Source organism: Devosia sp. WQ 349K1, from assembly GCF_016595685.1.
In the GTDB taxonomy this organism is placed as follows: domain Bacteria; phylum Pseudomonadota; class Alphaproteobacteria; order Rhizobiales; family Devosiaceae; genus Devosia.
Genome location: NZ_JAENGO010000004.1, coordinates 294776 through 319193, shown reverse-complemented (window position 1 = coordinate 319193; position 24418 = coordinate 294776). Strand labels below are relative to the sequence as shown.

The 24418-nt window shown below is 58.1% G+C and carries 22 protein-coding genes and 3 tRNA genes; 13 read left to right on the top strand and 12 right to left on the bottom strand.

Features of this window, described 5'->3' with window-relative positions:
* Window positions 1-11: 11 nt before the first annotated feature.
* The 3 genes from JHL21_RS10425 to JHL21_RS10415 all read left to right on the top strand — a co-directional run bounded on the left by JHL21_RS10425 (window position 12) and on the right by JHL21_RS10415 (window position 3368).
* On the top strand, window positions 12-1439 hold the full coding sequence (locus JHL21_RS10425) for a glutamate synthase subunit beta (RefSeq protein ID WP_200213319.1): 1428 nt from the start codon (window positions 12-14) through the stop codon (window positions 1437-1439).
* Between the two features lie 185 nt (window positions 1440-1624).
* A complete protein-coding gene (gene hpt, locus JHL21_RS10420) occupies window positions 1625-2170 on the top strand; it encodes a hypoxanthine phosphoribosyltransferase (RefSeq protein ID WP_169196794.1) in 546 nt (181 codons plus the stop codon).
* Between the two features lie 223 nt (window positions 2171-2393).
* Window positions 2394-3368 (top strand): alpha/beta hydrolase, encoded by a 975-nt coding sequence (locus JHL21_RS10415; RefSeq protein WP_200213318.1) that lies wholly within the window; start codon window positions 2394-2396, stop codon window positions 3366-3368.
* Here JHL21_RS10415 and JHL21_RS10410 read toward each other — a convergent pair.
* The 5 genes from JHL21_RS10410 to JHL21_RS10390 all read right to left on the bottom strand — a co-directional run bounded on the left by JHL21_RS10410 (window position 3365) and on the right by JHL21_RS10390 (window position 7392).
* Window positions 3365-3775 (bottom strand): TadE/TadG family type IV pilus assembly protein, encoded by a 411-nt coding sequence (locus JHL21_RS10410; protein WP_200213317.1) that lies wholly within the window; start codon window positions 3773-3775, stop codon window positions 3365-3367. The genes JHL21_RS10415 and JHL21_RS10410 overlap by 4 nt on opposite strands.
* Window positions 3772-4212 carry a TadE/TadG family type IV pilus assembly protein gene (locus JHL21_RS10405; protein WP_200213316.1) on the bottom strand — a complete coding sequence of 147 codons (441 nt, stop codon included), beginning with the start codon at window positions 4210-4212 and terminating at the stop codon, window positions 3772-3774. Before JHL21_RS10405 ends, JHL21_RS10410 begins: the two co-directional genes overlap by 4 nt.
* Window positions 4209-5522 carry a TadE/TadG family type IV pilus assembly protein gene (locus JHL21_RS10400; protein WP_200213314.1) on the bottom strand — a complete coding sequence of 438 codons (1314 nt, stop codon included), beginning with the start codon at window positions 5520-5522 and terminating at the stop codon, window positions 4209-4211. The genes JHL21_RS10405 and JHL21_RS10400 overlap by 4 nt, the downstream gene beginning before the upstream one ends.
* 34 nt (window positions 5523-5556) lie before the next feature.
* Window positions 5557-6363 (bottom strand): histidinol-phosphatase, encoded by an 807-nt coding sequence (hisN, locus tag JHL21_RS10395; RefSeq protein ID WP_200213312.1) that lies wholly within the window; start codon window positions 6361-6363, stop codon window positions 5557-5559.
* Between the two features lie 135 nt (window positions 6364-6498).
* Window positions 6499-7392: an N-formylglutamate amidohydrolase gene (locus JHL21_RS10390; protein ID WP_200213310.1), complete on the bottom strand. Its 894-nt coding sequence runs from the start codon at window positions 7390-7392 to the stop codon at window positions 6499-6501.
* Between the two features lie 210 nt (window positions 7393-7602).
* Here JHL21_RS10390 and cpdR point away from each other — a divergent pair, with 210 nt between their 5' ends.
* From cpdR to JHL21_RS10370, 4 genes are all read left to right on the top strand, one after another.
* The gene (gene cpdR, locus JHL21_RS10385) at window positions 7603-7962 is read left to right on the top strand and encodes a cell cycle two-component system response regulator CpdR (protein WP_169196787.1); all 360 of its coding nucleotides are present in this window, start codon (window positions 7603-7605) and stop codon (window positions 7960-7962) included.
* Window positions 7963-8127: 165 nt separating this feature from the next.
* Window positions 8128-8202: transfer RNA gene (locus JHL21_RS10380), tRNA-Val, on the top strand.
* Between the two features lie 26 nt (window positions 8203-8228).
* A tRNA-Val gene (locus JHL21_RS10375) sits at window positions 8229-8303 on the top strand.
* Between the two features lie 78 nt (window positions 8304-8381).
* Window positions 8382-8456: transfer RNA gene (locus JHL21_RS10370), tRNA-Val, on the top strand.
* 28 nt (window positions 8457-8484) lie between these two features.
* Here the strand turns inward: JHL21_RS10370 and JHL21_RS10365 are convergent.
* Window positions 8485-8748, bottom strand: a complete 264-nt coding sequence (locus tag JHL21_RS10365) for a hypothetical protein (RefSeq protein ID WP_200213308.1) — start codon at window positions 8746-8748, stop codon at window positions 8485-8487.
* Between the two features lie 450 nt (window positions 8749-9198).
* Between JHL21_RS10365 and JHL21_RS10360 the strand changes: the two genes are divergently transcribed.
* Complete coding sequence (locus tag JHL21_RS10360; protein WP_200213306.1) at window positions 9199-11145, top strand: PAS domain-containing sensor histidine kinase; 1947 nt, start codon at window positions 9199-9201, stop codon at window positions 11143-11145.
* A gap of 2 nt (window positions 11146-11147) precedes the next feature.
* Here JHL21_RS10360 and JHL21_RS10355 read toward each other — a convergent pair whose 3' ends face one another.
* Window positions 11148-11762, bottom strand: coding sequence for a pyridoxamine 5'-phosphate oxidase family protein (locus tag JHL21_RS10355; RefSeq protein ID WP_200213304.1), 615 nt, complete (start codon window positions 11760-11762; stop codon window positions 11148-11150).
* A gap of 107 nt (window positions 11763-11869) precedes the next feature.
* On the opposite strand from JHL21_RS10355, the gene msrB reads away from it, so the two are divergent.
* Both msrB and JHL21_RS10345 read left to right on the top strand, forming a co-directional pair.
* The gene (gene msrB, locus JHL21_RS10350; RefSeq protein WP_200213302.1) at window positions 11870-12277 is read left to right on the top strand and encodes a peptide-methionine (R)-S-oxide reductase MsrB; all 408 of its coding nucleotides are present in this window, start codon (window positions 11870-11872) and stop codon (window positions 12275-12277) included.
* Window positions 12278-12505: 228 nt separating this feature from the next.
* Window positions 12506-13342: a MipA/OmpV family protein gene (locus tag JHL21_RS10345; protein ID WP_200213300.1), complete on the top strand. Its 837-nt coding sequence runs from the start codon at window positions 12506-12508 to the stop codon at window positions 13340-13342.
* Between the two features lie 60 nt (window positions 13343-13402).
* On the opposite strand, the gene JHL21_RS17895 is transcribed toward JHL21_RS10345, so the two are convergent.
* The gene (locus JHL21_RS17895; protein WP_282567601.1) at window positions 13403-13537 is read right to left on the bottom strand and encodes a hypothetical protein; all 135 of its coding nucleotides are present in this window, start codon (window positions 13535-13537) and stop codon (window positions 13403-13405) included.
* 142 nt (window positions 13538-13679) lie between these two features.
* Entirely contained in the window at window positions 13680-16127 is a 2448-nt protein-coding gene (gene hrpB, locus JHL21_RS10340) for an ATP-dependent helicase HrpB (RefSeq protein ID WP_200213297.1), read from the bottom strand.
* Between the two features lie 108 nt (window positions 16128-16235).
* Between hrpB and JHL21_RS10335 the strand changes: the two genes are divergently transcribed.
* Window positions 16236-17144, top strand: coding sequence for an aldose 1-epimerase family protein (locus JHL21_RS10335; protein WP_254082005.1), 909 nt, complete (start codon window positions 16236-16238; stop codon window positions 17142-17144).
* A 111-nt stretch (window positions 17145-17255) separates the two neighbouring features.
* Here JHL21_RS10335 and JHL21_RS10330 read toward each other — a convergent pair whose 3' ends face one another.
* The 3 genes from JHL21_RS10330 to JHL21_RS10320 form a co-directional block, all read right to left on the bottom strand.
* The gene (locus tag JHL21_RS10330; RefSeq protein WP_182394396.1) at window positions 17256-18785 is read right to left on the bottom strand and encodes an ATP-binding protein; all 1530 of its coding nucleotides are present in this window, start codon (window positions 18783-18785) and stop codon (window positions 17256-17258) included.
* A gap of 142 nt (window positions 18786-18927) precedes the next feature.
* Window positions 18928-21471 carry an ABC transporter permease gene (locus JHL21_RS10325; RefSeq protein WP_200213295.1) on the bottom strand — a complete coding sequence of 848 codons (2544 nt, stop codon included), beginning with the start codon at window positions 21469-21471 and terminating at the stop codon, window positions 18928-18930.
* Complete coding sequence (locus JHL21_RS10320) at window positions 21471-22172, bottom strand: ABC transporter ATP-binding protein (protein ID WP_200213293.1); 702 nt, start codon at window positions 22170-22172, stop codon at window positions 21471-21473. The genes JHL21_RS10325 and JHL21_RS10320 overlap by 1 nt, the downstream gene beginning before the upstream one ends.
* A 192-nt stretch (window positions 22173-22364) precedes the next feature.
* On the opposite strand from JHL21_RS10320, the gene JHL21_RS10315 reads away from it, so the two are divergent.
* Both JHL21_RS10315 and JHL21_RS10310 read left to right on the top strand, forming a co-directional pair.
* On the top strand, window positions 22365-22880 hold the full coding sequence (locus JHL21_RS10315) for a heme-binding beta-barrel domain-containing protein (protein ID WP_182394393.1): 516 nt from the start codon (window positions 22365-22367) through the stop codon (window positions 22878-22880).
* 223 nt (window positions 22881-23103) lie between these two features.
* Window positions 23104-24405, top strand: coding sequence for a Gfo/Idh/MocA family protein (locus JHL21_RS10310; protein ID WP_169195282.1), 1302 nt, complete (start codon window positions 23104-23106; stop codon window positions 24403-24405).
* Window positions 24406-24418: the final 13 nt, after the last annotated feature.

Below are 24418 nucleotides of genomic sequence, written 5' to 3'. Positions count from 1 at the left end.
GAGAGCGAGCAATGGGTAAGGTTACTGGCTTTCTCGAAATCGAACGTGAAGAATCCCGCTATCAGCCGGCTTCGGACCGTATTCGTCACTTTGGTGAGTTCACCATTCCACTGTCTGAAGCGCGCGTCACCGATCAGGCGGCGCGTTGCATGGACTGCGGCATCCCCTTCTGCCACGGCGATACGGGCTGCCCGGTTCACAATCAGATCCCGGATTGGAACGACCTCGTTTACAACAACGACTGGGAAGAGGCTGCGCGCAACCTCCACTCAACCAATAACTTCCCCGAGTTCACTGGCCGCATTTGCCCCGCACCGTGCGAGGAAGCGTGTACGCTGAATTTGGAAGATAGCCCGGTCGCGATCAAAACTGTTGAGCAGGCGATTGCCGACAAGGCAATCCGTGGCGGTTGGGTCAAGCCCGTTATCGCTGAAGCCAAGACCGGCAAGAAGGTCGCCATCGTTGGCGGTGGTCCTGCAGGCATGGCTGCGGCCCAGCAGCTGGCGCGTGCAGGTCATGACGTTCACCTCTATGAGCGTGAGCCCAAGGCTGGCGGTCTGCTGCGCTACGGCATTCCAGACTTTAAGATGGAAAAGGAACACATCGACTTCCGCGTTTCGCAGATGGAAGCCGAAGGCGTCACTTTCCACTATGGCGAAAACATTGGCGTCACCCGTCCGCTCTCTGAGCTTCAGGCTGGTTACGATGCGGTGCTGCTGACCGGTGGGGCAGAACGTCCGCGCGATGTGGATGTTGAAGGCAAGGACTTTGACGGCGTTCATTTCGCCATGCCGTTCCTCGTACAGCAGAACCGCCGCGTCGGTGGCGAAGACGTCTCCGAGCAGTTCCAGCTATCTGCCGCGGGCAAGCATGTTGTGGTTGTCGGTGGTGGTGATACTGCCTCTGACTGCGTTGGTACTTCGTTCCGTCAGGGCGCGATTGCCGTGACCCAGCTCGACGTGCGTCCAATGCCACCAGAAATGGAAGACAAGCTGACCAACTGGCCAAATTGGGCAGTTAAGATGCGTACCTCGTCTTCGCAGGCAGAAGGCGCGATCCGTGAGTTTTCTGCCGGCACGATGAAGATCATCAGCAATGCCAAGGGGCATGTCACGGGCGTTGAATGCGCGCGTGTGGATCGTTCGCGTAAGCCAATTGAGGGTTCGGAATTTGTCATCAAGGCTGACCTCGTGCTCTTTGCAATCGGCTTTGCTGGTCCAGTGGCCGAAGGCATGCTGACCGAGCTGGGTGCTGATCTCGATAAGCGCGGGAATCTGTTTGCTGACACGTTCACCTACAAGACCTCGGTCGATAAGGTTTACGCAGCAGGCGATATGCGCCGCGGCCAGTCCCTCGTTGTTTGGGCGATCCGTGAGGGCCGTCAGGCTGCTCGTGCGATTGACCTTGATTTGATGGGCAAGACTGCACTGCCGCGCTAAGCGGCTAGGGTTCAATTGAATAGAAAGCCCCGCTCCGGCGGGGCTTTTTTGTTTTAAGCAGTTCCTCGCGCGTTCATAGAGGAGCAGAGGGGAAAGGCGTGCAATCTAGGGAGTAAGTAAGCCTTCTGTTGACCCCAAACCCGCCCCGCTCTAAGACCGCACTCTCTGCGCTGCCGAGGACTCACATGAGCCACACACCTTACGTCATTGATGAATTGATCTCCGCCAAAGCCATTGCTGCACGCGTTGAGGCGCTGGCGAAGGAAATTTCGGCTCACTACTCGGATACCGACAAGCTGGTGGTTGTTGGGCTGCTGCGCGGCTCGTTTATTTTCATCGCGGATCTCGTGCGTGAAATTAATCTGCCAGTGGAAGTCGATTTCATCGAAGCCTCATCCTATGGCGACGGCATGGAATCGAGCCGTGAAGTGCGCATCTTGAAGGATCTACGTGGCGAAATCGGTGGTCGCGACGTGCTGGTGGTGGAAGATATTATCGACACCGGTCACACGCTGACCCATGTGCTCGAAATCCTCAACACGCGTCACCCGCGCCGGATTGAAATTTGCGCGCTACTCAACAAGCCGTCGCGTCGTGAAGCGGAAGTGAACGCCAAGTGGATTGGCTTTGATATTCCAGACGAGTTCGTGGTTGGCTATGGTATCGACTATGGCCAGCGCAACCGTAACCTTGGCTACATCGGTAAGGTGCGTTTCACCGACGACGAATAGTATTTAGGGCGCTGCGGCGCCCTTTGATTTGCGCAGTGAACGCAGAATGAATGCCTTTTTCGGATCGGGTTCAGACCTGGGTGCGTAGTTATGGGGGGCGGTTCAAAGTCCCCCGCACCCCGCTTGGGCCGCAATCAAAAGGAAAAGCCAGTGGCCATCAGGTTGCTGGCTTTTCTTTTACCCTCAAGGCAGTAAGGTTCACAGCCGTAAGCATGAGGACGTCGTGACAGTACTCGTTGATCCGAATGGAGCAAAACTCCTCTCAATTCCCAATAATCCAGCACCGGAAGGGGCGCGGGTGGGGTATTTTCGGACCTCGGATAGGGTGCGCCTGCGCTATGCGCTGTGGCCACGGAAAGGCGATGTCGCGCGTGGAACGGTCTGCCTTGTGCAGGGGCGCACCGAATATATTGAAAAATATTTTGAGACAGTCGCTGATTTTCAAAAGCGTGGATTTGCCGTGGCGACATTTGATTGGCGCGGGCAGGGCGGCTCAGATCGGCTGATCGGCAATAAGACCCTTGGTTATGTCGATCGCTTTGAGGATTACTGGACCGATCTGCGCTGTTTCCATCGGGATATTTTGCTGCCCGATTGTCCGGGCCCATTCTATCTCGTCGGGCACTCTATGGGTGGTATGGCCAGTCTTTATGCGGCAACGCAGGATCGGATGATCTTTGATCGCGTGTTCCTATCGGCGCCTATGGTTGGGCTCCATGGCATGGAAGATAGCTTGCCAAGAGTGCGGATGGTTGCTGAGACGCTAAGCTTTTTGGGACTAGGACGCCTGCCAATGGCGCGTCGTGGGGATCGTCGACCCGATGAAGCCATGTTCCCCAACAACCCGCTCACATCCGACGCGGGGCGATATCAGCGCATGGTTGAGACGCTCCGCGCCGATGAGAGCCTATACATTGGGTCGCCGACATTTCGTTGGCTCGCCGCGGCCATGGGGGCGATGATGGCCACGAAGCGGGATCGCTTCCCTAGCGAGATACAAATCCCTGTCCTGATGCTGGCGGCTGGCGGAGACCGTATCGTCTCAACGCCCGCGATTGAGGAGTTGGGCCTGCGACTGCGCACAGGACACCACACTGTTGTGCCAGGTGCCCAGCACGAGTTGTTCATGGAGAATAACCGCGTTCGTGCTCAGGTGTTTGCGGCGTTCGACGCGTTTGTAACCAATCAGACGGTTTAGGTGCCGCCGAGTGGAACCGAAGCACGGGCGACCATGGGGATGCCACTCGGAAGTGAAAATGGGCCAACCGGTCGGAAGATATAACTCAGTGTGACCTCCAAGTGATGATAGGGCGCGGTCTTTTCAGTCAGCGCGACTGTGAGGTCCTCAGCCGTGATCGTGGTGCCCTTGGTGTCAGCAAAAATTTGGGTTGTAGCGCCACTTCTATCCTCTGGGGCGAAGAGAAGGTGACGTGCGCCTCCTTCGGCGATTTGGGTCAGTGTGGCGTGCGCGTGAATGGCGAAGCCCACTTCTGTTAGGCCGACCAACGTCAGAATAAAGATGGGTGCGATGAGCGCAAATTCCACGGCTGAACCGCCGCCGTCGTCGCGCAGTGCGCTTTTAGAATTTCTCCGCCGCCGCATCATTTGTACCCTACAAAGAGTTCAAAATTGGCGGATACGGACATGTCGACGCCCATGAGCGGGCTCGCATAAGGCAGGCTGGCGCTTGCCAGAACGTAGTGCGCGACGCCCTTGTAGCAACTCTGGCTGCAGGCGATAGCCTGACTGTTGCAGCGGCAGATTTTCTCGACGGAAACGCTGGCTGCTCCGGCTTTATCGTCCAGCTGATGATTAATGACCGTGGTGGTCATGGCGAGGTCTGTGCCCTCGGTCTGCATAACGTGCTGCATTCCAGAGTTGAGCGCCGACTGCACTTTGATCTTTTCAGTGAACCCGGTTCCGAGATCGTAAACCGCGACAAGCAGAAGGAGAACGATTGGGACGATGAGGGCGAACTCAATCGCCGCATGTCCGGCTGCGGTGCGCCAAAACCGACGAAGCATGCGCAAGAGGGCCATCATGCTGCAGGACCTTTGGCGAGACGGACTTGGCCGGCATTTGCACTCGCACCAGTGCCGCCTGAGCAATTATTGTTGATGGTACCCGCACCGCGAATGTCGATCATTGACGCTACAATCTGTGTACAGCGGGCCGTGGCGAGGTTGGGTCCTGCCTCCGTGAATAGTCTATCATTGGGGAAATAGACTGCGCCTTGCACATTGCCCAAAATGCCGATGAGACGGACATCTCCGCCGACGAGATTGGGGTTCCCCATGATGGCAATACCCGCAGTTGGGCCGGTTTTTGGCGCACTCAACTGCCATTGAACATCTTGGGCAATGTCTAGGACGTGCGTTTGATCGACATAGATCGTGACGCCCTCGCCGATAATTTTCGCGCCATTCGTGGCGCGGAAGCCGGCCGTAAAATAATAAATGCCCGGAGCCAGCGTCACTGTGCCGGCAATCTCAACTTGTTTGCCATATTTTCCCGGATGCAGGCTGGCGCCGCCGGGCATGCCTGCGCCATACCGGCCTTGGGCAACATTCTGATCGGCCAAGGTGTTGGTGTCTGGAATTTGGCTTGTGCCCCAAAACTGGGTGCCAGCGAGATGGTTGCTGGTTTCAGCACGTGTATAGGTGCCATTGGGGCAATTGCTAAAGGTGATTTTTGCGCTGCCGTTTGTGGCGTAATTCCCTGGCGTGGTTGCGCATTCGGCGGCCAGTCGGGTTGACCCTTCACCCCAAATAGCGTCCGCGCTGTTGGAATTGGTCGCGACCGTGCAGCTCATGTTCACTTGGACAGAGGCGGCAATGAGGATCGAGCGAGACTGCTTCTGCTTTAACGCCAACATGCACGGCACGTTTGGCGCAGCGGTGTTTGCCGTAGCATACGAAACGGTGGAGATATCGAGCCAGCTCTGTTTGAGAAAAAGTTGCGATAAGAACAGACGCGAGGGTTCTTGGAGGATGGCGCGTGAGGAATTAGCGCCCAAAGTCCCGTCTGGCGACGGGATCAAAATCACGATCTGATCGTCTGGTCCCGAATATCCAGATGCACGTGCCTCAGCGATGCCGATAGTGACGGCATCAGTGAGTGACTTGTCCTTCTGATAGGCGACAAGCGCGCTATAAGCCGCTGCGTCCGCCGCGATTTGCAGACGGTTCTTATCCGCGTACCAAGAGCCCACTTCAATGGCGAGTGCGGAAACTCCAAGCAGCGATGGCAGGAGAATGCCAAATATTATGGCGACCCCACCGGAATTGTCGGTGAGAAATTTTTTGAGATTGCGCAAAGTTTCGATGCCCCCAGCGAAAGCGCGTGGAGGCATCTAACATGTTGTCAGTTAATAAAACGTTCGGCGATTATTTGGCTTTAGTGATGAGTTCTAGCGCTTTTTCGAGCAGTTCTTGACTCGCGGCTGCGACTACATTTCCGCCACCTGTGGGCTCTGATCCATCCCAGCAAGAAATGGCGCCGCCCGCTTCTCGGATGATCGGCACTAGGGCGGCAATGTCGTATGTGTTCAGGTATGGCTCAACGACGAGATCTGCATGGCCTGAGGCGAGCAGAGCGTATCCATAGCAATCCATGCCAAAGCGCTGGAGACGCGTTGCGCCTTCAATTGCTTGCCATTTCGCCTGGAGGTCTTCCGTGTCAAACAGCTTGGGTGTCGTCGTAAATACCCGTGCTGACGCCAATTCGTTTAAGCCGGAAGTTCGGTTCGATTGGGCAAGGTCGCCGCGTCGATAGGTGGAGGCCCCTGGCACTGCTAGGTAGTTTTCGCCAATGAACGGTTGGCTCATTAGGCCCGCGACGGCAACACCGTCTACAGCAAAAGCGATGAGTGTGCCCCAAACGGGCGCACCGGAAATGAACGCCCGTGTGCCGTCAACCGGGTCGATGATCCAGCTATAACGACTATCTCCTGTGCGCCCCCATTCTTCGCCAATGATTGCGTGGTCGGGGAAAGCTTGCTCGATCACAGAGCGGATGGCGGTTTCAGCACCTTTGTCCGCTTCCGTCACAGGATCAAAGCCCTTGGCAAGCTTGTTGTCGACGGCGATCGGTGTGCGGAAAAGGGGAAGTGTTTTTGCCGCCGCTGCGTCGGCGGCCGCAAGTAGCGTCGCCTGAATGCGGGCAAAGTCAATTTCTGAGGGGAGGTCGGCCATTATCGCTCACCAATGCCAGCGGGTTTTCTGACCAAAGCAGATAGCTTGCAATGCAGCAGGGTTAAACCCCTAAAGCATTTCTGATCGGCGCAGTTCGGGCCATGTTGGTTCTAAGCAGAGGGGATGATTGGTTTTCTATTCTGCCGCCTTAGAGAGCCCTACGCGATTGGTCGCGAGCGCGACGAGGTCAAGACCGATCAGGGTCTGGATCAGGCTGTCGATCACCGTTTTCATGGTGGCGAAGCCCGAATGTTTTTCGAGGGTCACTTCGTTCATATAGAGGTGGCGGCTGATTTCGATCTGGAGTGCGTGGACACCATGCTGGGGGCGGCCATAGGACCGCGTGCAAAAACCCCCCGCATAAGGCCGGTTTCTCGCGACCTTTAACCCGGCCGTTGTGAATGCGGTTTCGACCAGATCGATGAGGGGGGCGGCGCAAGTCGTGCCGTAGCGGTCGCCCAATACAACGTCCGGCGTAGCGCGTTCACCGTTGCGGCCAATGCGCGGCATAGAATGACAATCAATGAGGATCGCAATGCCCGAATGGGTCATAGCCTCACTCATGAGCTTTTGAAGCGCAGCGTGGTAGGGGTGATAAATCCCTTCGATGCGCATGCGAGCATCGTCCATGGTCAGGCGTTCGCGGTAAATGGGCTTATTTTCGGCGACCACGCGGGCAATGGTGCCCAAGCCAGCGGCAACGCGCGGCGAGGTGGTGTTAAAGCGATCTGATAAGGAGTCGACGAACATCGTGGGATCCAGCTCCCACGGCTCACGATTGACGTCCAAATACGCGCGCGGAAAATGCGCTCTCAGTAAGGGGGCGCCAAGGTGTGGTGCTCGGGCGAAGAGCTCGTCCACATAAGCGTCTTCCGATTGGCGGATTGACAGATGATCGAGCCGTGCCATTGCCAGAAATCGTTCTGGATAGACTTTGCCAGAATGAGGTGAATTGAAAACAAGGGGCGATACCGGCCGCCGCGGGCGGATGGTTTCGAATGCAGGTTGATCCCAATAATCGGATCGCACGCGTTTCCCCCATTGCGCTCAGAGCGCCGCCGTGATTTTGCTCATACCAGTTTCGCCCTTCGCGGCCGACTTGTCCAGTTTGTCGCGCAATTGCCTTGTGGCGTTCCTCGAAAGAACTGCCTATGGTCGAGAGTGGTTGCGAAACTGCAGAACTGGCATAAATATCGCCAGAACTCCGACTCACTCTTAAAGACGACATCAGGGATGCTGATGAAGCGAATTCTGCTTGCTGAAGACGACAATGATATGCGCCAGTTCCTGACGCGCGCGCTCAAGAACGCAGGCTATGACGTTGTCTCATTCGACAATGGGCTGTCAGCCTATGAGCGTCTGCGCGAGGAACCTTTCTCGCTGCTGCTCAGTGATATTGTGATGCCCGAAATGGACGGGATCGAGTTGGCACGTCGTGCCACCGAACTCGATCCAGATCTCAAGGTCATGTTCATCACTGGCTTTGCCGCTGTCGCATTGAACCCAGACAGCGACGCGCCCAAGGATGCCTCTGTTTTGTCAAAGCCATTCCACTTGCGCGATTTGGTGAGTGAAGTGGAACGCCTACTCGCCGCGTAAGCGGGGCGAGCGCGCAAAATGCTAGGCGTTTCGCGGTAATCTGCGGAAACTGCAAAAGAATTTGCGAAAGTAATCCACAGGGGCAAACGGCCTCTTGACCGGCGGAACCGAAATATGGTCTATCGCCAACATCGGAAGCGGCAACGCTTCTGACCCGAGAGAGATGGGCGTATAGCTCAGCGGGAGAGCACTACGTTGACATCGTAGGGGTCACAAGTTCGATCCTTGTTACGCCCACCATCTCTTTCTCCTCTGCACAGCGCAGGGGGTGCGTAGCTCAGCGGGAGAGCACTGCCTTCACACGGCAGGGGTCACAGGTTCAATCCCTGTCGCACCCACCATGATACAGAACAGGCTTTCAGCTCAGTTCATGCGGGAAACCGGATAGACGACGTTGTAAGACAGTTCACCCGAGAGATGGGCGTATAGCTCAGCGGGAGAGCACTACGTTGACATCGTAGGGGTCACAAGTTCGATCCTTGTTACGCCCACCATCTCTTTTTCATCAAAAAATAAAGTCGCCTAAACCAAGCCCACCAGATTGGTGGCCGTGGTGTTTGTCGCTTTGATGCGCCGAATACGGATTGGCATTATGCTGCCTGTAGGGATGTTGGCCAATGTTAACTCGGCGCCGGACAGCAGTGTCACAGCAAGATTGCCGCCGGTCCCAACATAAATGGCGCGGGTCGGCTCGGTTAGGTCTAGCGAGTCAGAAGGGCTTATGGAGAAGCCGTGGTCCGCAGGGGAACTCAAGCTCTTGGCGTGGCCGGAATATCGATCTGTCATTTCAATTCTCTTTTTGCGCTGTAGAGAGCGTATGCCGAGCCAGCGGTCCGGGGATAACTCCGATGTGTTCATCTTAAATGCGAATGCGATGATCGTTCGCCTTTAGCATTTTACCCGAGGGGTGCGGAGTTGGTTTTGTTTTTGTTGGGTGTTGTTGCAGAAAGTTAACTTTAGGAGGTTCAGGGTGGGTTGTACACTTCGGAATTGCTTGCTGGTTTTGTGATTTATTGATTTGATGAAATTGGAGTGCTTGTCACTTGCTTTCAGCAAGGATAGAAACGCTCTATACAACTGTCAGTCCATATTTTTAATTAATAAGCGTTGGCTAAAGTGCGTGTGTCGATCTCGGTCCGACCGTTGCTTGTCTCTGGCGCAAAAGTAGCGATGCAAACGCGGAACCAAGTCGCTGAGCATGAGTTCATCTGCTGAATTGATGGAGAGCGTTCGCCTATGCACAATGATCCATCTCGGCTGCTAAGCCCGGGTGAGACCGAACGCTTCAAGTTTCTGGTCGACACGATAAGCGAGTATGCGATTTTCGCTCTTGATGACGAGGGGCGGATAACCTCGTGGAATCGTGGCGCTACGTTACTCAGCGGTTTGTCGGCGACCGACGCCATTGGTCAGCATCTCGATAGCTTGTTTAAAGGCAGTTCTCACTCGCTAGGCCTAATGACGTGCATTCAGCAGGCGATAGGCGAAGCCGGTCGATTTGAGAGCACGGAATTTTTAGTTCGTGGAACCTCGTCTCCGGTTGCCGTGCACGTTACGGCGGAAGCACTTGTGGGCCAAAATGAGCGCGATGCCGCGTATGGCGTAACGATCCGTGCGATAGATGAGTTCGATAGCGCTGACGTTCATCCGCTCGGGACCGAAGACGGATTTCGCACTCTGGTTATGAATGTTTCAGACTATGCGATTTCCATGTTGAGCTTGGAGGGGCGTGTTGAAAGCTGGAACAAGGGTGCGGAGCGGATCAACGGCTATACCGCCGAAGAGATAATCGGCACGCATTTTTCAGCGTTTTTCCCGAGCGAGGCTCAAGCGGCGGGGCTGCCTCAGAGGGCGCTTGAGATTGCCGCCACCAAAGGCCACTTCCACGATGAAGCGCAACGCGTTCGCAAGGATGGGACGGTCTTTTGGGCCAGCATTGCAATTGACGCAATTCGCGACAGTAATGGAATGCTCGTTGGTTTCGCCAAAATCGTTCGTGATATTACCGATCGGATCAACCAGCAGGAGAGTTTGGAGCAAGCCCGCGAGGAATTGTTCCAGACCCAAAAGCTTGAGGCTATTGGCCAACTGACGGGTGGTGTCGCGCACGACTTCAACAATCTCTTGATGGTGGTGATGGGCAGCCTTGAAGTGCTGAAAAGGCGATTGCCGGCTGATGACCGCAATAGTCGCCTCATCGACAACGCCTATCAAGCCGCACAACGCGGTGCCCAATTGACCAAGCGGATGTTGGCTTTTGCCCGCAAGCAGGATTTGGAGAACCGTCCTGTCGACCTTGCTGAAGTGGTGCGGGGCATGGGCGAACTCTTGAGCCGCACGCTTGGGCACTCGGTGATGGTGGAAACGCGCTTTCCGATTAGCCTGCCCAAGGTCAGCACAGATCCCAATCATTTGGATGCCGCGCTGCTGAACCTGGCCGTCAATGCGCGCGATGCAATGCCGAACGGGGGCACGCTTCGGTTTTCCGCAGCGGAGCACGACATCGCTCCTGGCCATGTGAAACTCAAGCCCGGCAAGTATGTTTGCCTGTCGGTTGAGGACACTGGCGAAGGCATGGACGAGGAAACGCTCGCACATGCTCGTGAACCGTTCTTCACCACTAAAGGGGTCGGAAAAGGCACCGGCTTGGGACTGCCGATGGTTCAGGGGATCGCTGAGCAGTCCGGCGGCATGATGTCGATCTACAGCGTTAAGGGGGAAGGGACCAGGGTCGAGCTTTGGCTTGAAGCACTCGCCGCCGAGACTGAGCCGGTGGCTGAAGTGATCAAACCTGATGCCCTGACACCGCGCATTGCTAAAACCCAGCTCAAAGTCCTAGCGGTTGATGATGATGCGCTGGTTTTGCTCAACACCTCTCTCATGCTCGAGGAACTGGGTCATAAGGTCGTTGAGGCGCATTCTGGTGCGGAGGCTCTGGCCTTGCTCGAAGCGAACCAAGACATTGATCTCGTTATCACGGATCACGCCATGCCGCGCATGACTGGGGTGGCGCTGGCTGAAGAAATTATCAAGCAGTACCCAGAGCTTCCCGTCGCTTTAGCCAGTGGCTATGCCGATATTGAGCAGGCCCGACGGATGAACCTGCCGCGCTTGGCGAAGCCATTTACACAAGGCGAGCTGCAGAAGCTGATTTCGACCCTAACAGAGGCTCCCGCAGCCTGATTTCACCAGAGCGTCTCTTTGGCTCGTTGAGGCCAAGATTTATCATAGCTCTCGCCGCCGACGGCATTGGCTGTGATCGCGGCTAACATTTGTCCTGCTGAGGGAAGATCTTTGGGATCGACATGATGATCCGGGTTCCATAGCTCCGAGCGCATGATGGCGCGGGCGCACTGGAAGTAAATTTCCTCAATCTGCAACACGACGACGGTCCGCGGTGCTTTTTCCTCGATGGCGAAGCTTTCGAGTAAGGCGGGGTCTGCCGAAAGATGCGCCCGGCCATTGACCCGCAATGTGGTGCCGGAGCCCGGAATGAGAAAAAGAAGCGCACAGCGGGGATCCCGCACGATATTTCGCAGGCTGTCGATACGGTTATTGCCCCGGCGATCCGGCATCATCAGCGTGCTGCTGTCATGAATCCGGATGAAACCCGGTTTGTCGCCACGGGGCGAGCAGTCGAGGCCTTCGGGGCCAGACGTCGCGAGTGCCACAAAGGGGCTGGCTTCGATGAGGCGGGCGTATTCCGGCGTGACGGTGGGGCTGACCTTCACTAGGGAGGCGGGGGCTGGTGCTGGTTGATAGAGCGCCTCGAGTTCAGCGATTGAGGAAATCACAGTCATAGCGCCTCCGCGTTCTCGGCCAAACTTGATGGAACAAGGTGGTGGGAATAGGCGCTTAGACTAACTATATCCTTGAGGCGAACAAGGGTGATTGAAGGAGTAAAGCCATGGATGGCCATACTTACAAGGTGACGCGTACTGATCAGGAATGGCAGGAGCGCCTGACACCCGAGCAATATTATATTATGCGCCAGCACGGTACCGAGCGTCCGGGCTCTTGCGCCTTGTTGCATGAGAAGCGTCAGGGTGTTTTTTCCTGCGCAGGCTGTGACACGCCGCTGTTTGGCGCGACGCTGAAGTTTGAAAGTGGCACGGGTTGGCCAAGTTTTAACGACCCTCTACCCGGCGCTGTAGCGAGTACAGTTGACCGCTCGCATGGCATGGTTCGTACCGAGGTGCATTGCGCGACTTGCGGGAGCCATCTCGGGCATGTTTTCCCTGATGGACCGCCTCCAACGGGCCTGCGCTACTGCATCAATGGGATCGCGCTGACCTTCGAGCCGAGTGCGGAATAAGCCCTTTGAACATGTTCTCGGCAGAGTTTTGCTCTGCCGAGAGATCTAAGGCACACAAGCTTGCGTAAGTGAGTTGAAAGGTTCGATCGCTACAAGGGATGAGCGCAGGGTGTGTCATACAGCAGTGTAGGCAACACATGCTGAAGGAAGGCGTTGGCCAGACTTCGACGCTCTGCTCTGAACGAAGGCGCGGGCGGTTTCGCGTTTCGTCATGTTACGGAGTTTGTATTGCGTCATCCCAAATATATTCTCGGTGCAGTTGCTGTTAGCACGCTGCTTCCGAGTGTCGCCCTTGCCCAGAATTTTGGCCAGCTGGATCAAGCTCAGCTTAGCTATTCCCAAGCGGAAACCAGGCCAGATCTTATCGTTGAACTCGGCCTCGGGGCGGGTGCGACGCCTGCCTATGAGGGTGCTTCCACCTACACCGGTACGATCCTTCCCCTCATCAATCTCGAGCGCCTCAATATTCCCGGCGTGATCGACATTGGTGGTGCTGGCGCGACCGATGGGCTGAAGATCGCTCCGTCCATCAGCGTCGTGCGCGAACGCAAAAGCGCCGATTTCGCACCATTGGCTGGCCTAAACAATGTCGACACGACCTACGCGCTTGGTGGTCGGATCGGCTATGAAATCGGCTTGAATGAAGCTGTCAGCGTACAACCCTATGTAGCGGCGCGTTATGCTTTTGGCGGCGCGCAAGGCTTTGTCGGGGAAGTGGGGCTTGATATGACGGCGCGGTTGACGCCTGAGCTGACCCTTGTTGCTGGGCCTGTCGTGAACTTCGCCAGCGAAAACTATATGGACCGATATTACGGCGTCAGCGCTGCAGAATCTGCGGCGACAGGCGGGCGTTTGGCCGCGTTCGATCCGCAAGGTGGGATCAAGTCGGTCGGCGTAAAAGCTGCTGTGAAGTATGAGTTCGTCGCCGACACCTTCCTTAATCTTGAAGGGTCCTATTCACGGATCGTGGGCGGCGCCGAAAACTCGCCAATCGTGCAGTCGGGCAGCGACTCTGCCTTTACTGCGGGCGTGGGTATTTCACGTCGCTTTTCGTTCAACTACTAAGTCTATCCGGGGGCAGGCCATGCCCCCGGGCTCACGCTTTAGAGCTGATACGAGTGGGTGTTAGCTGCGTTCGGCGATCTTCGTGCCGATAAAGCGACCGAGGCCTAGGCCGACGACATAGAGGGCCACACGCATCCAGAACTCGGGGATATGGAACACGAATTGCGTGGCAATCACGGCAATTACCACGCCCACTATCGCTCCGATATCGCTGAAACGTTGCGTTTTTGGTTTATCGCGCCAAGCCAATGTATTGCCCCCCAAATGCGTTGACCATCTTAGCTAGCTGATTTGCCTCTGTCCCGAAACAAGGAACCTCTGCGCGGGCAGATGTGCCCTAGGTGCCGCGGGGTTTGGCGCGGCTGGTTGGTGGGGCTGCAATGGGGTCTTCGGGCCAAGGGTGACGCGGATAGCGGCCTTTTAAGTCTTTTGCCACGTCTTTCCATGAACCTCGCCAGAAGCCGGGCAGATCGCGCGTCGTTTGGATCGGGCGATGAGCCGGGGAGAGCAGGATCAACAACAGCGGGATTTTGCCATTGGCGACAGAGGGGTGGCGGTCAAGTCCGAAGAGTTCCTGCACGCGGACTTCGAGCGCTGGGCCATTTTCGGCAGCATAATCAATCGGTAAGTTACTGCCTGAAGGCGCTGAGTAGTGGCTGGGCAGAAGGCGGTCAATGTCTTGCCGCGCTGACCACGGGAGCAGGCCATCGAGGGCCGCGCCCATGTGTTCGGCAGTGATTGCTGCCAGCTTGGTTTCGCCGAAAAGATGGGGTGCGAGCCAGCTCGGATCTTGGGCGAGGGCATCGTTGGAAAGGTCTGGCCAGTCGCCGCCAAGTGTTTGATGCAAATAGGTTGCGCGGGCGCGGATGGCCTTTTGATCTTTGGACCAGGGAAGGTTTTCTGGGCGCTTCAGCGCCGCTTCGGCCAGAAGCTGCGCGGCGGCTTCATGGTCAGTGACTGGGGCGGTGTCATCGGCAAGTTTTAGGGCGTCGAGGCGGCGCTGGCGGCGGGCGCGGACGGAGCCGGTTTGCGTTTCAAAGGTCAGAGTGGTTTCAGATTTTATATGCGCGCCAAAGAGTTGGTCGAGCTCATCTGCGCTGAGCGCGGCGGCGGAGCGGATGCGGCCTTGGGTTGCACTGCCGGTGATGTCCGCGACGACGAGAAAGGGCGCCCCTGCAAGGGCATGGGCTTCGTCGAGTTGGGCTTGGCGGCCATTGGCGAGACGGAAGCGCCCGCGCGCGCCAGCGGGCTGCGCGACCCGGTCAGGGAAGGCATTGGCGAGATGATAGCCAGCGGCCAGAGGCTCGCCGGATCGGGCACTGCCAGTCTGCTTGGCCCAGCGTTGAGCGAGCGCTCGCGCGTCATCAGCGCGTTTGCCGCGTTCGGAGCGGAAGCGCTCGAGACGGCGGGCGAGATCGGTATCGTCTCCACCAAGGCCGCGCTCACCAATGAGAACGGCGAGTTCGGCTGCAGTTTTGGCGTCGCCCGCTTCTGCTCCGGCGACAATCATATGCGCAAGCCGAGGGTGGAGAGTAAGTTTGGCTAGGGCTTTGCCTGCGCTCGTCAATTGTCCTGTTTGGTCGATAGCGTCAAGGCGCGTGAGCAGAGCCTTGGCTTCCGCCCATGCGGGGGCAGGGGGCGGGTCGAGGAAGGCCAAAGCCTTCGGATCGGTAACACCCCAAGCGGCCAAGTCGAGCAGCAGATTGGACAGATCTGCCGCCAAAATCTCAGGTGTATCAAAGGCTTCGAGCGCTGCTGTCTGGCCTTCGTTCCAAAGACGGATGCAAACGCCGGGGCTGGTGCGACCAGCGCGGCCACGGCGCTGGTCAGCGCCAGCGCGAGAGACGCGTTTGGTTGCAAGTGTCGTCAGCCCGGTCGAGGGTTCGTAGACGGGAGCGCGGCGAAAGCCGCTGTCGACGACAATCCTAATCCCTTCAATTGTCAGGGAAGTTTCGGCGATGGAGGTGGCGAGAACGATCTTGCGTCGGCCTTCTGGGGCGGGCTGGATGGCGCGATCTTGTTCGGCAGGCGTGAGCTGGCCATAGAGCGGCGCGAGATCGACATTGGCCGGAAGGCGCTGCGCGAGACGCTCGGCGGTGCGGGTGATCTCACCTTGCCCGGGTAAGAACACCAAGGCTGAGCCTTCATGCTCGCGCATGGCTTTGAGGACGGCGGAGGTGACCTGATCTTCAAGCCGTTGCAGCGGATCGGGCTCCGCATAAAATGTTTCGACCGGGAAGGTTCGACCAGGGCTATCAAGGACTTGCGCATTGTCGAGCAGAGCTGAAATGCGGGCGCTGTCGATGGTCGCGGACATGACGATGATTTTGAGATCATCGCGAAGGGCGCGGGCATCGAGAGCTAGGGCAAGGCCGAGGTCGGCATCAAGGCTGCGTTCGTGGAACTCGTCGAACAGCACGGCAGCGACGCCGGACAGTTCTGGGTCATCGAGGATCATGCGGGTGAAAACACCCTCGGTGACCACTTCAATCCGGGTCTTGGTAGAGACCTTGGATTCCATGCGGACGCGATAACCCACTGTTTGGCCAACGTCTTCGCCCAAGAGCTTCGCCATTTGCCGGGCGGCGGCGCGAGCGGCGAGGCGGCGGGGTTCAAGGAGGATGATCTTGCCATCTTTGCGCCAATCGGCGGCGAGGAGGGCCAGTGGTACCCGCGTGGTTTTACCCGCGCCGGGTTGGGCCACAACTATGGCACCTTGCTGGCATTTAAGGGCCTCAGAGAGGGCCGGAAGTATGGCGTCGATGGGCAGATGGGGCCAATTCATGCCCACGGGATAACCGTGCCGTGGCTTTGGAGCAAGTACTCCGGATTTTTACCGATTATTATGTCGGATCGAACGAATTTGGGTCGAAGCGTCTACAGGGGCGGAACCATGAGAGATAAGTTCCGGTCCGACACAAAACTGCCGGAGATCGCTATGCAGCTCACCCGTATCGCCAATGATGAGCTCACCGTCGATGTGGCCGCGCTTGGGGCAGAGATGCAGTCGCTGCAAACGCGGGATGGGCGGAACTGGATGTGGCAGGGCGATGCCAATTTCTGGACGGGTCGTTCGCCCATTCTGTTTCCCATTGTCGGCAAGGCGATCAACGATAGTCTGCAGATAAATGGCGAGCGCTTTCAGATGGGACAGCACGGCTTCGCGCGGCGATGCGCATTCGAGCTGGTGCTGGAAGAGGCAAGCCGGTGTATCTATCGCCTGAGCGCGTCAGATGCGACGCTGCAAATGTATCCGTTCGATTTCCAGCTCGATATTGAGCACCGCCTTGTGGGACGCTCGGTGATTGTGACGGCCACGGTGGCCAACCTTGGTGATAAGCCCATGCCATTTGGTGTCGGTTTCCACCCCGCATTTGCCTGGCCGCTGCCGGGCGCAAATGGCGCGCACAAGATCCGTCTGGAGAACCAGAACGCGCCGGGGATGAAGCGCTTGTCGGGCGGCGTGTTCAACGAAGAGGTTTTGCCGTCTCCGTTCGTGAACGGGGAATTGACGCTCGATCATAGCCAGTTTGTTGACGATGCGATGGTCTTCATGGAAGGGGCGGGAGAGTCTCTGGTTTATGGTCCTGACGACGGTCCGAGCTTGCGGTTCTCGTGGACCAATCTGCCGAATTTTGCGCTGTGGACTAAGCCCGGCGCTGGGTTCATCTGCCTCGAGCCCTGGCATGGGACGGCAGCGGCGCAGGGTATGAGCGACGAGTTGGCGGATCGTCCGTATACGTATTGGCTCGAAGCGGGCGACAGCGCGAGTTTTGCGTTTGAAGCTGAGGTAAGGGGGTAAGTTAGCCCCCACCCGGCCTCCCCCTGGAAGGGGGAGGGGCGCAGGGGCTATAGTTTTGGTGCTCGGTATAGAGCTCTCGGGGGCTGACCTGAGGGCGGCAAGAGCTGAGGTTTACTCGGCTGCCGGGCGGTGGTCGGCTAGGGCGTCGGGGCCTGCGGGATCGCCGGGCAGGGTTTCAGCGCCGAGGTCTGGGAAGGCGACGATGCGCTGATTGCGGAAATCGGTGCGCAAGACGATCAATCCGCGTTCTTCAAACCATGTCAGCAGACGGCGCGCGCGTGAGGCCGAGTGCGTGCCGTATAGGCGCGCGAGGGTTGCGTCGGACGGGCAAGGTTGGCTGGTCAAAGCCGCTTGCGCGAGCACGAGGAAAACGCCCTGCACGTCGTCGGTGAGGGTTTCCGAGAGATCAAGGGCTTGCTGCCAGCCTTCCGACTTGGCCACATCTTCTTCGGGTGCAACGCGCGCGACGTTGAGCATGCGCTTGAATTGCGGCAGGGCCGGAGGCTCGCCGGGGACGCGGCGAATGCGGCAGCGAACCAAAAAGTCCTGATAGAGCTGAGCATTGGTGCGGAAACCCGCATCCGGATCGCCCATCAGTTCTTCCATCACCGCTTTGATCAATTCATCTCGCTCGGCCTGATCGATTTCAGGGAAGAGCGTTGGTGGTGGTTGATCGGCTTCTGCTTCCGCCTTTGCCTTCGCGCGCTTTTCAGCGACCTGCGCCAGCAGTTCGTTGGTTGATGGCGGTGGTGGCGGAGGCGGACGGCGCACGATTGGACGGGTGATCTCGTCTGGATCGTGGGTGAAGATCAGGTCCGCTGCATCGACCGGCGCATCTGGGAGTGGGGTCAGCTTAGGCGATGTGGAACGGGCCGAGGTTTCGACCGCGCCAATAACGATCGGCAGCGGGCGGCGCGAAATGGCTGGTCCGAGGGCGACGAAGTGGCCGCGCTGCAAATCGCGGAACTGTTCGGCCTGACGACGGTCCATGCCCAAAAGGTCGGCGGCGCGCGCCATGTCGATGTCGAGGAAGGTACGGCCCATGAGGAAGTTCGACGCTTCCGCCGCAACGTTTTTGGCCAGCTTGGCCAGACGCTGGGTGGCGATGACGCCTGCGAGGCCGCGCTTACGGCCACGGCACATGAGATTGGTCATGGCGCCAAGGGAGAGCTTGCGCGCTTCGTCGGAGACTTCGCCAGCAGCTGCGGGCGCAAAGAGCTGGGCTTCGTCAACAACGACCAGCACAGGATACCAATAGTCACGGTCTGCATCGAACATGCCGCCAAGGAAGGCAGCGGCAGCGCGCATTTGCTGCTCAGCGTCGAGGCCTTCGAGATTGAGCACGACTGAGACGCGGTGCTGGCGCACGCGGTTGGCGATACGGGTCAGCTCGGCTTCGGTGCGGGTGGCATCGACAACCAGATGGCCGAACTTGTCCGAAAGGGTGACGAAGTCCCCTTCCGGATCAATGATGCATTGTTGAACCCACGGGGCGGATTGTTCGAGCAAACGGCGCAAAAGATGCGATTTGCCCGAGCCAGAATTGCCCTGCACCAGTAGACGGGTGGCGAGCAGCTCTTCCAGATCCATTGCGGCGGAGCCTTGGCCCCGCGCCTGTCCCATGTCGATTGCGACCTGCATTGCTTCTCCAGCGGAATGCGCTCGCACTCCAGCGGAACGGGCGAACGCATTGTGACGGCTTAGGTGAGGTGACTGTTAGCACATCACTAGTCCGATTCGTCTCGCCCAGACGCGCAATGTTACCGCAGGCCCCGCGACCTGTTTAAAGGTCGCGGAGAAGGCGGGCGGGACGCGCTGTGGCGGCACGCAATATTGTCATCGCCCCCAAGAGCGCGGTGATCGAAATGGCGAGGCCGATGACGATGGCAATAACGTCGGGACGATAGGTGAACTCTACCTCCAACATCAGGCCAGAAACAACGCGACCAACCAGCAAGCCCAAGACCACGGCTGGGATTGCCGCAAGGAGCGCCAGCAGGAAGTATTGGAGGAATGCGGTGGCCAGAAGTTCGAAGCGCGTCGCGCCCAGAACCTTGGTGATCACCGTATCGGCTTCGCGCTGACGGCGCCCTGTAGAGAGCGAGCCCACAAGCACCAGTAGGCCATTGCCGACGGCAAGACCCCCGACCAGTGTCGCGGCGAAGGACAGCTGACCGAGCGCGTCGGTCACCTGCTTGAGCGTATCGCCCACGGAGATGAAGCGAATGTCGGGAAGCTCAGCGGCGAGGAGGCGCGTGATGGCTTCCTCTTGGCCGGGGTTAGCCGTGACCGAGGCAAAGAGCGTGGTTGGATAGGCTTCCAAAACGCCGGGTGCGAAGGAGGCGAGGAAGTCGATGCCGCCTTGCCAAGAGTAGTCACGGAAGTTGGCAATGGTGGCCGTGACGGGCTCGCCAAAGATTTCGAAAGTCAGCGTGTCGCCTATGTCGACGCCCAAACCATTGCGCAGGCTCTGATGGAGGCTAACGAGCGGTTCGCCCGCATAGTCTTCGGGCCACCAATTTCCAGCGACGAGGCGAGAGCTCGACGGCATCTCCTCGCGATAGGTGAGAGGGACTTCGCCGGACAGCAGGAAGCTGGCCTCAGGACCGCGCGTGCGGATCTGATCGGCGGCCGTTCCCTTGATCTGGGTGAGCGCGCCGCGCAGCATTGGCGTGGCGACGAAGCGGCCGATGCCGCGTTCCTCGGCAAGGGCTTCGAGATCTTCGATTTCGTCGGGGAAGAGGTCTGAGCCCACAAGCGTTGGAGCGTCGAAGGCCGATGCGCCCAAGAACTCGCGCTGTAGGTTCGCCTGCATGACCAGAACGACGATGAGCATGGCGAGGGCCATGCCGGCAGAAACGGCGACAGCTGCGGCGTTTTGACCGGCGGCAGAGATCGACCGCAGGGCATGGCGAATGATGCGCGGCCCGCGTTCTGGAAGCTTTGAAAGGCTCCACTGAACAAGGCGGATGAAGCCCTGGAAGAGGATTGCCGCGATGGCGCTGGCCGCGCCAAAGGCGAGCACGAGCGCAATGTCATTGGTCATCAGCCACGCCAAGAAGAAAAAGGCGAGAATGGCGAGCAGCAGTGGCACGACCTGCGGCGAGAGCAGCAAGGCTTTCCAATCGACCGGTGGCGCATCAAGGCCCTTCGAGCGGAACAAAAGCACCGGGCGGATCGCCTGGGCTTGCTGCAGCGGCAGATAGGCAAAGGCGAAGGCTGTGACGAGGCCCGCGCCTGCGGCGACCAGCAGGGGCTGGGGGTAGATGGCTGGCGTCAGCGATATGCCGACCGCGCCCGAAATTGAGGGCAGGAGCAACCAAGCAATGCCGCCACCGACGACGAGCCCGATCAGCACCCCGACAATGGCAAGCGCTGCGACCTGAGAGAAAAAGTGCAGGAACACGCGCGAGCGGCCAGCACCAATGGAACGCATGACAGCGATAACGCTTGAACGCTCGGAAATATAAGCGCGCATGCCGGTCCAGACGCTGACCCCACCAATGAGGAGGGATCCGAGGCCGACGATGACGAGGAAGCGCATGAAGAGATCATAGTAGCGCACCATTTGACCCAGCCCATCGCGGGCAGAGCGAACGGTCCAGCCGAAATCGGAAAACTGCTCGGTGGCACTGGCCAGACCGGCGTCGATGTCGCCCGAGGTCAGCTTGACCTTATAGCGATACCAAGAGCCGAGGCCCGGGAGGGGCGAGGTGCGGTCTGAGATGCGGTTAAAACCATCGACAGTGATGAGGACGGGAATGCCCAAGCGGAAGCCGCGGACCGCTGCATCGGGTATCCGGGTGAGCGTGCCGCGCACGGAAAACTGCGTGCCGCCAATGCCCATGATGTCGCCGGGGGCGAGATTGAGCTGGTCGAGAAGCACTGGGTCAATGAGGGCGCCATAGGCATTGTCTTGGCGCCTGAGAAGCTCGTTGATGTCTTCGCCAGCGGGCAAGTGCGGGCTGACGATAGAGCCGAACATGGGGTAGCCGTGATCGACGGCGGTGACGTCGGCGAAGGCTTCGCCGTCAAAACTCTCGGCGCGCAAATTGGTGTCGACGACGTAGACAACCTGCCCGAGCTTTTCCATTTCCGCCACTTCATCGGGCGTTGCAGGACGATCGGCGCGAGACAGCTCGATGTCGCCGCCCATGATCTCGGCAGCGCCTTCGTCAATGGCATGACTGATGCTGGTGCCGACCGAATTTACGCCGGAGATCAGTGCGGTGCCGACGGCAAGGCAGACGACGAGCAGCAGGAAGCGGCGCAGATCGCCGCGCATGTCGAGGAGGCCAATACGGATGGCCGGCCAAATCCGTCCCATTAGCGTGCTGCCGTGGTTTCGATGAGCTCGCCCGCGGTCATGGTGTAGACGCGGTCGGCCTTGGCGGCGAGGGCTGGGTCATGGGTAATCAGGACAACGGCGGTGCGGTTCTTGCGGGCCAAATCGAACATGAGATCGACAACCACGGCGCCGGTTTTTTGATCGAGATTGCCGGTTGGCTCATCGGCGAGAAGAAGCGGCGGATTGGCGACTGTCGCGCGGGCAAGGCCAACGCGCTGTTGTTCGCCACCCGACATGGCCGAGGGACGGTGGTCGAGCCGATCTTGTAGGCCGACGGCTGCGAGAGCCTTGGCGGCTTGTTCGCGCACCTGCGCCATGGAGAGCTTTTCATCGGCGATTTCGAGGGCCATGCCGACATTGTCGAGCGCGGTTAGCGAGGGGATGAGGTGGAAGCTCTGGAAGACAATGCCGACGGTGTTGCGGCGGAATTTGGCCAGTTCGTCTTCGTTGAGCTTGCCGAGGTCGGTGCCATTGACGGTGACACTGCCGCCGGTGGCCTTTTCGAGGCCCGCCAGAAGCATCAGCATGGAGGTCTTGCCCGAACCCGATGGGCCGACGATCGCGACCACTTCAGCCGGTTTTACTTGCAGGAAAACCTTGCGCAGGATGTTGAGCGGACGTCCGGCGACGTCGAGAGTGTAGTCAACATTTTGTGCGTCGATGATCGCGGCTTCGGACATGCCGGGCCTTCCCCCTAATAAACTCAGAATCGTGTCTGTGACACTTTTGGAACTCTTGTAGACGAGAGAGGTTGGCAATCGGTAACAAAGCAAGTCACACGTAAAATTTCCCACTGGCGTGAATTTGCGTCGGCTGGCAGACATAATTAAGAGCTAACTGCGAAGCTTAGATCGATTTTGACGAGGCTATTCATGCTTAAGACTTGGCTGCGGACTTCCTTTGTGGCGCTGACCATGCTGACGCCGTTTACGGCTCCAGCGCTGGCGCAGCCGGAATTAGAGAAGCTGCAGAGCTATCTCGGCGATTGGCGCGGCGAGGGCGCGCTGACCGGAGGTGGCAGAAATGAACCCTTCCGTTGCCGCTTGTCGGTGGCGCAGGGCGTACAGCTGAAAGTCAACTATACCGGGCGTTGCACGCTGGTGAATGCGACGCTCTCGATTAGCGGTACCATCGCCTACAATGCTGCGGGTAAGCAGTATGAGGCCGCGATGAGCTCGAATGCCGGGTTTACCGGCCTCGCCATTGGCCGCCAAAGTGGGGATCGGATTTCGTTCGATCTGCAGGAAAAGCAGAAGGACCGCGCCGGGAGCGATGTGCGCATCGGCTCGAAAATCAATTTGATCGGGGAAACGATCACCGTCGATTTCGAGGTGGAGTTCAACGATTCAGGTGAAGTGCTGAAGGCATCGGTGCCGTTCGCAAAGTAACCTTTCGGTTAACTTATGTATGTGGGAAGCGGGGCCTTGTGGTCCCGCTTTTTGTTTTTGTGGCCATGGGACGCGCCGTAAAAACGGGGAAATGATGAGCCGTACCTCAATTTCTTTAGTGTTGGTGCGGTAAGGCGTTGACAGCGCGATGGTCTTGTTCAATCTTGTATGGAAGAGCGAACCAATTGGTTCAGGCCCCTCCTACAAGATCGACAGTTCTCAGATGAAATATGCAATTGTTGGCACGGGTGGCCGACACCAGATGTTCCGCGAAGCGATTGCCGAAACACATGCTGATACGGCGGAGCTCGTGGCGCTGTGCGACAATAACCAGAGCCGTTTAGCGCTATCGGCGTCTAAGGTTCCCAATCGCGGTGGCAATGGTATCGCCACGTATCTGGCGGAAGATTTCGACCGCATGCTGGGCGAGCAGGACCCAGATACGGTGGTCGTGACCGTGCCGGATTATCTGCATGACGAATACATCGTGCGGTCGCTGCGTGCGGGGCGCAATGTGATGACGGAAAAGCCGATGACCATTGATATGGCGCGGCTGAAGCGGATTTTGGATGCGCAGCGGGAGACGGGAAAAAAGGTCACGGTGACCTTTAACTATCGTTACTCGCCAGCGCGGACGCAGCTTAAAGAAATTCTGATGAGCGGCACGATTGGCGATATTACCGCCATCGACTTCCGTTGGTATCTCGACCGGGTGCATGGTGCTGACTATTTCCGGCGCTGGCACCGCTATAAGGATAAGTCGGGTGGCCTACTCGTGCATAAAAGCACGCACCATTTTGACCTGCTCAACTGGTGGGCGGCGTCGACGCCTAAGAGCGTTTCAGCCATCGGCAAGCGTGATTTCTACACCCCAGAAATGGCCGTAAAGCTCGGATTGGCCGACCATGGCGAGCGTTGCCACACCTGCCCGGTGGCGGACAAATGTGCGTTCAAGATGGACCTCGAGGCAGATGAACCGCTGAAGGAACTCTATCTCGATGCGGAGGATGATGACGGCTACTGGCGCGATAAATGCGTCTTTGCCGACGACATCACCATTGAAGACACTATGCAGGTGCAAGCGCAGTATCAGAACGGTACCTCGCTCAATTATACGCTTGTGGCTTATTCCCCTTGGGAAGGGCTGGAGGTGAAATTCCACGGCACGAAGGGCGAATTAACCCATAGGCACATCGAAGTGCATGGTGTTTTCGCCGGTGGGCACCGCGAGCGCGGAGGCGATGAAGTGGAACAAATGACCACTGAATTGCATCTCGCCGGGGAACTCCCCAAAAAGCTTGACGTTTGGACAGGCAAGGGCAGTCACGGCGGTGCGGACCCGATCATGCTTGGATACTTGTTTAATCCCAATGGGATGGAGGAAGATAAGTATGGCAGAGCGTCTGACCACACGGCTGGCGCTTGGTCTATTCTGACGGGCATTGCGGCAAACCGCTCCATTGCGGAAAGCGGCGCAAGAATAGACATCGACCAGATGTTACGAGACGCGGGCATTTCCCTTTAGATGGAAATGAGCA

What these genes read in the sequence shown, in the direction of transcription:
- JHL21_RS10425 (WP_200213319.1), top strand. Translation starts at nt 12, where the DNA reads ATGGGTAAGGTTACTGGCTTTCTCGAAATCGAACGTGAAGAATCCCGC.
- hpt (WP_169196794.1), top strand. Translation starts at nt 1,625, where the DNA reads ATGAGCCACACACCTTACGTCATTGATGAATTGATCTCCGCCAAAGCC.
- JHL21_RS10410 (WP_200213317.1), bottom strand. Translation starts at nt 3,775, where the DNA reads ATGATGCGGCGGCGGAGAAATTCTAAAAGCGCACTGCGCGACGACGGC.
- JHL21_RS10405 (WP_200213316.1), bottom strand. Translation starts at nt 4,212, where the DNA reads ATGATGGCCCTCTTGCGCATGCTTCGTCGGTTTTGGCGCACCGCAGCC.
- JHL21_RS10400 (WP_200213314.1), bottom strand. Translation starts at nt 5,522, where the DNA reads ATGCCTCCACGCGCTTTCGCTGGGGGCATCGAAACTTTGCGCAATCTC.
- hisN (WP_200213312.1), bottom strand. Translation starts at nt 6,363, where the DNA reads ATGGCCGACCTCCCCTCAGAAATTGACTTTGCCCGCATTCAGGCGACG.
- cpdR (WP_169196787.1), top strand. Translation starts at nt 7,603, where the DNA reads ATGAAGCGAATTCTGCTTGCTGAAGACGACAATGATATGCGCCAGTTC.
- JHL21_RS10365 (WP_200213308.1), bottom strand. Translation starts at nt 8,748, where the DNA reads ATGACAGATCGATATTCCGGCCACGCCAAGAGCTTGAGTTCCCCTGCG.
- JHL21_RS10360 (WP_200213306.1), top strand. Translation starts at nt 9,199, where the DNA reads ATGCACAATGATCCATCTCGGCTGCTAAGCCCGGGTGAGACCGAACGC.
- JHL21_RS10355 (WP_200213304.1), bottom strand. Translation starts at nt 11,762, where the DNA reads ATGACTGTGATTTCCTCAATCGCTGAACTCGAGGCGCTCTATCAACCA.
- msrB (WP_200213302.1), top strand. Translation starts at nt 11,870, where the DNA reads ATGGATGGCCATACTTACAAGGTGACGCGTACTGATCAGGAATGGCAG.
- hrpB (WP_200213297.1), bottom strand. Translation starts at nt 16,127, where the DNA reads ATGAATTGGCCCCATCTGCCCATCGACGCCATACTTCCGGCCCTCTCT.
- JHL21_RS10335 (WP_254082005.1), top strand. Translation starts at nt 16,236, where the DNA reads ATGAGAGATAAGTTCCGGTCCGACACAAAACTGCCGGAGATCGCTATG.
- JHL21_RS10330 (WP_182394396.1), bottom strand. Translation starts at nt 18,785, where the DNA reads ATGCAGGTCGCAATCGACATGGGACAGGCGCGGGGCCAAGGCTCCGCC.
- JHL21_RS10325 (WP_200213295.1), bottom strand. Translation starts at nt 21,471, where the DNA reads ATGGGACGGATTTGGCCGGCCATCCGTATTGGCCTCCTCGACATGCGC.
- JHL21_RS10320 (WP_200213293.1), bottom strand. Translation starts at nt 22,172, where the DNA reads ATGTCCGAAGCCGCGATCATCGACGCACAAAATGTTGACTACACTCTC.
- JHL21_RS10315 (WP_182394393.1), top strand. Translation starts at nt 22,365, where the DNA reads ATGCTTAAGACTTGGCTGCGGACTTCCTTTGTGGCGCTGACCATGCTG.
- JHL21_RS10310 (WP_169195282.1), top strand. Translation starts at nt 23,104, where the DNA reads ATGAAATATGCAATTGTTGGCACGGGTGGCCGACACCAGATGTTCCGC.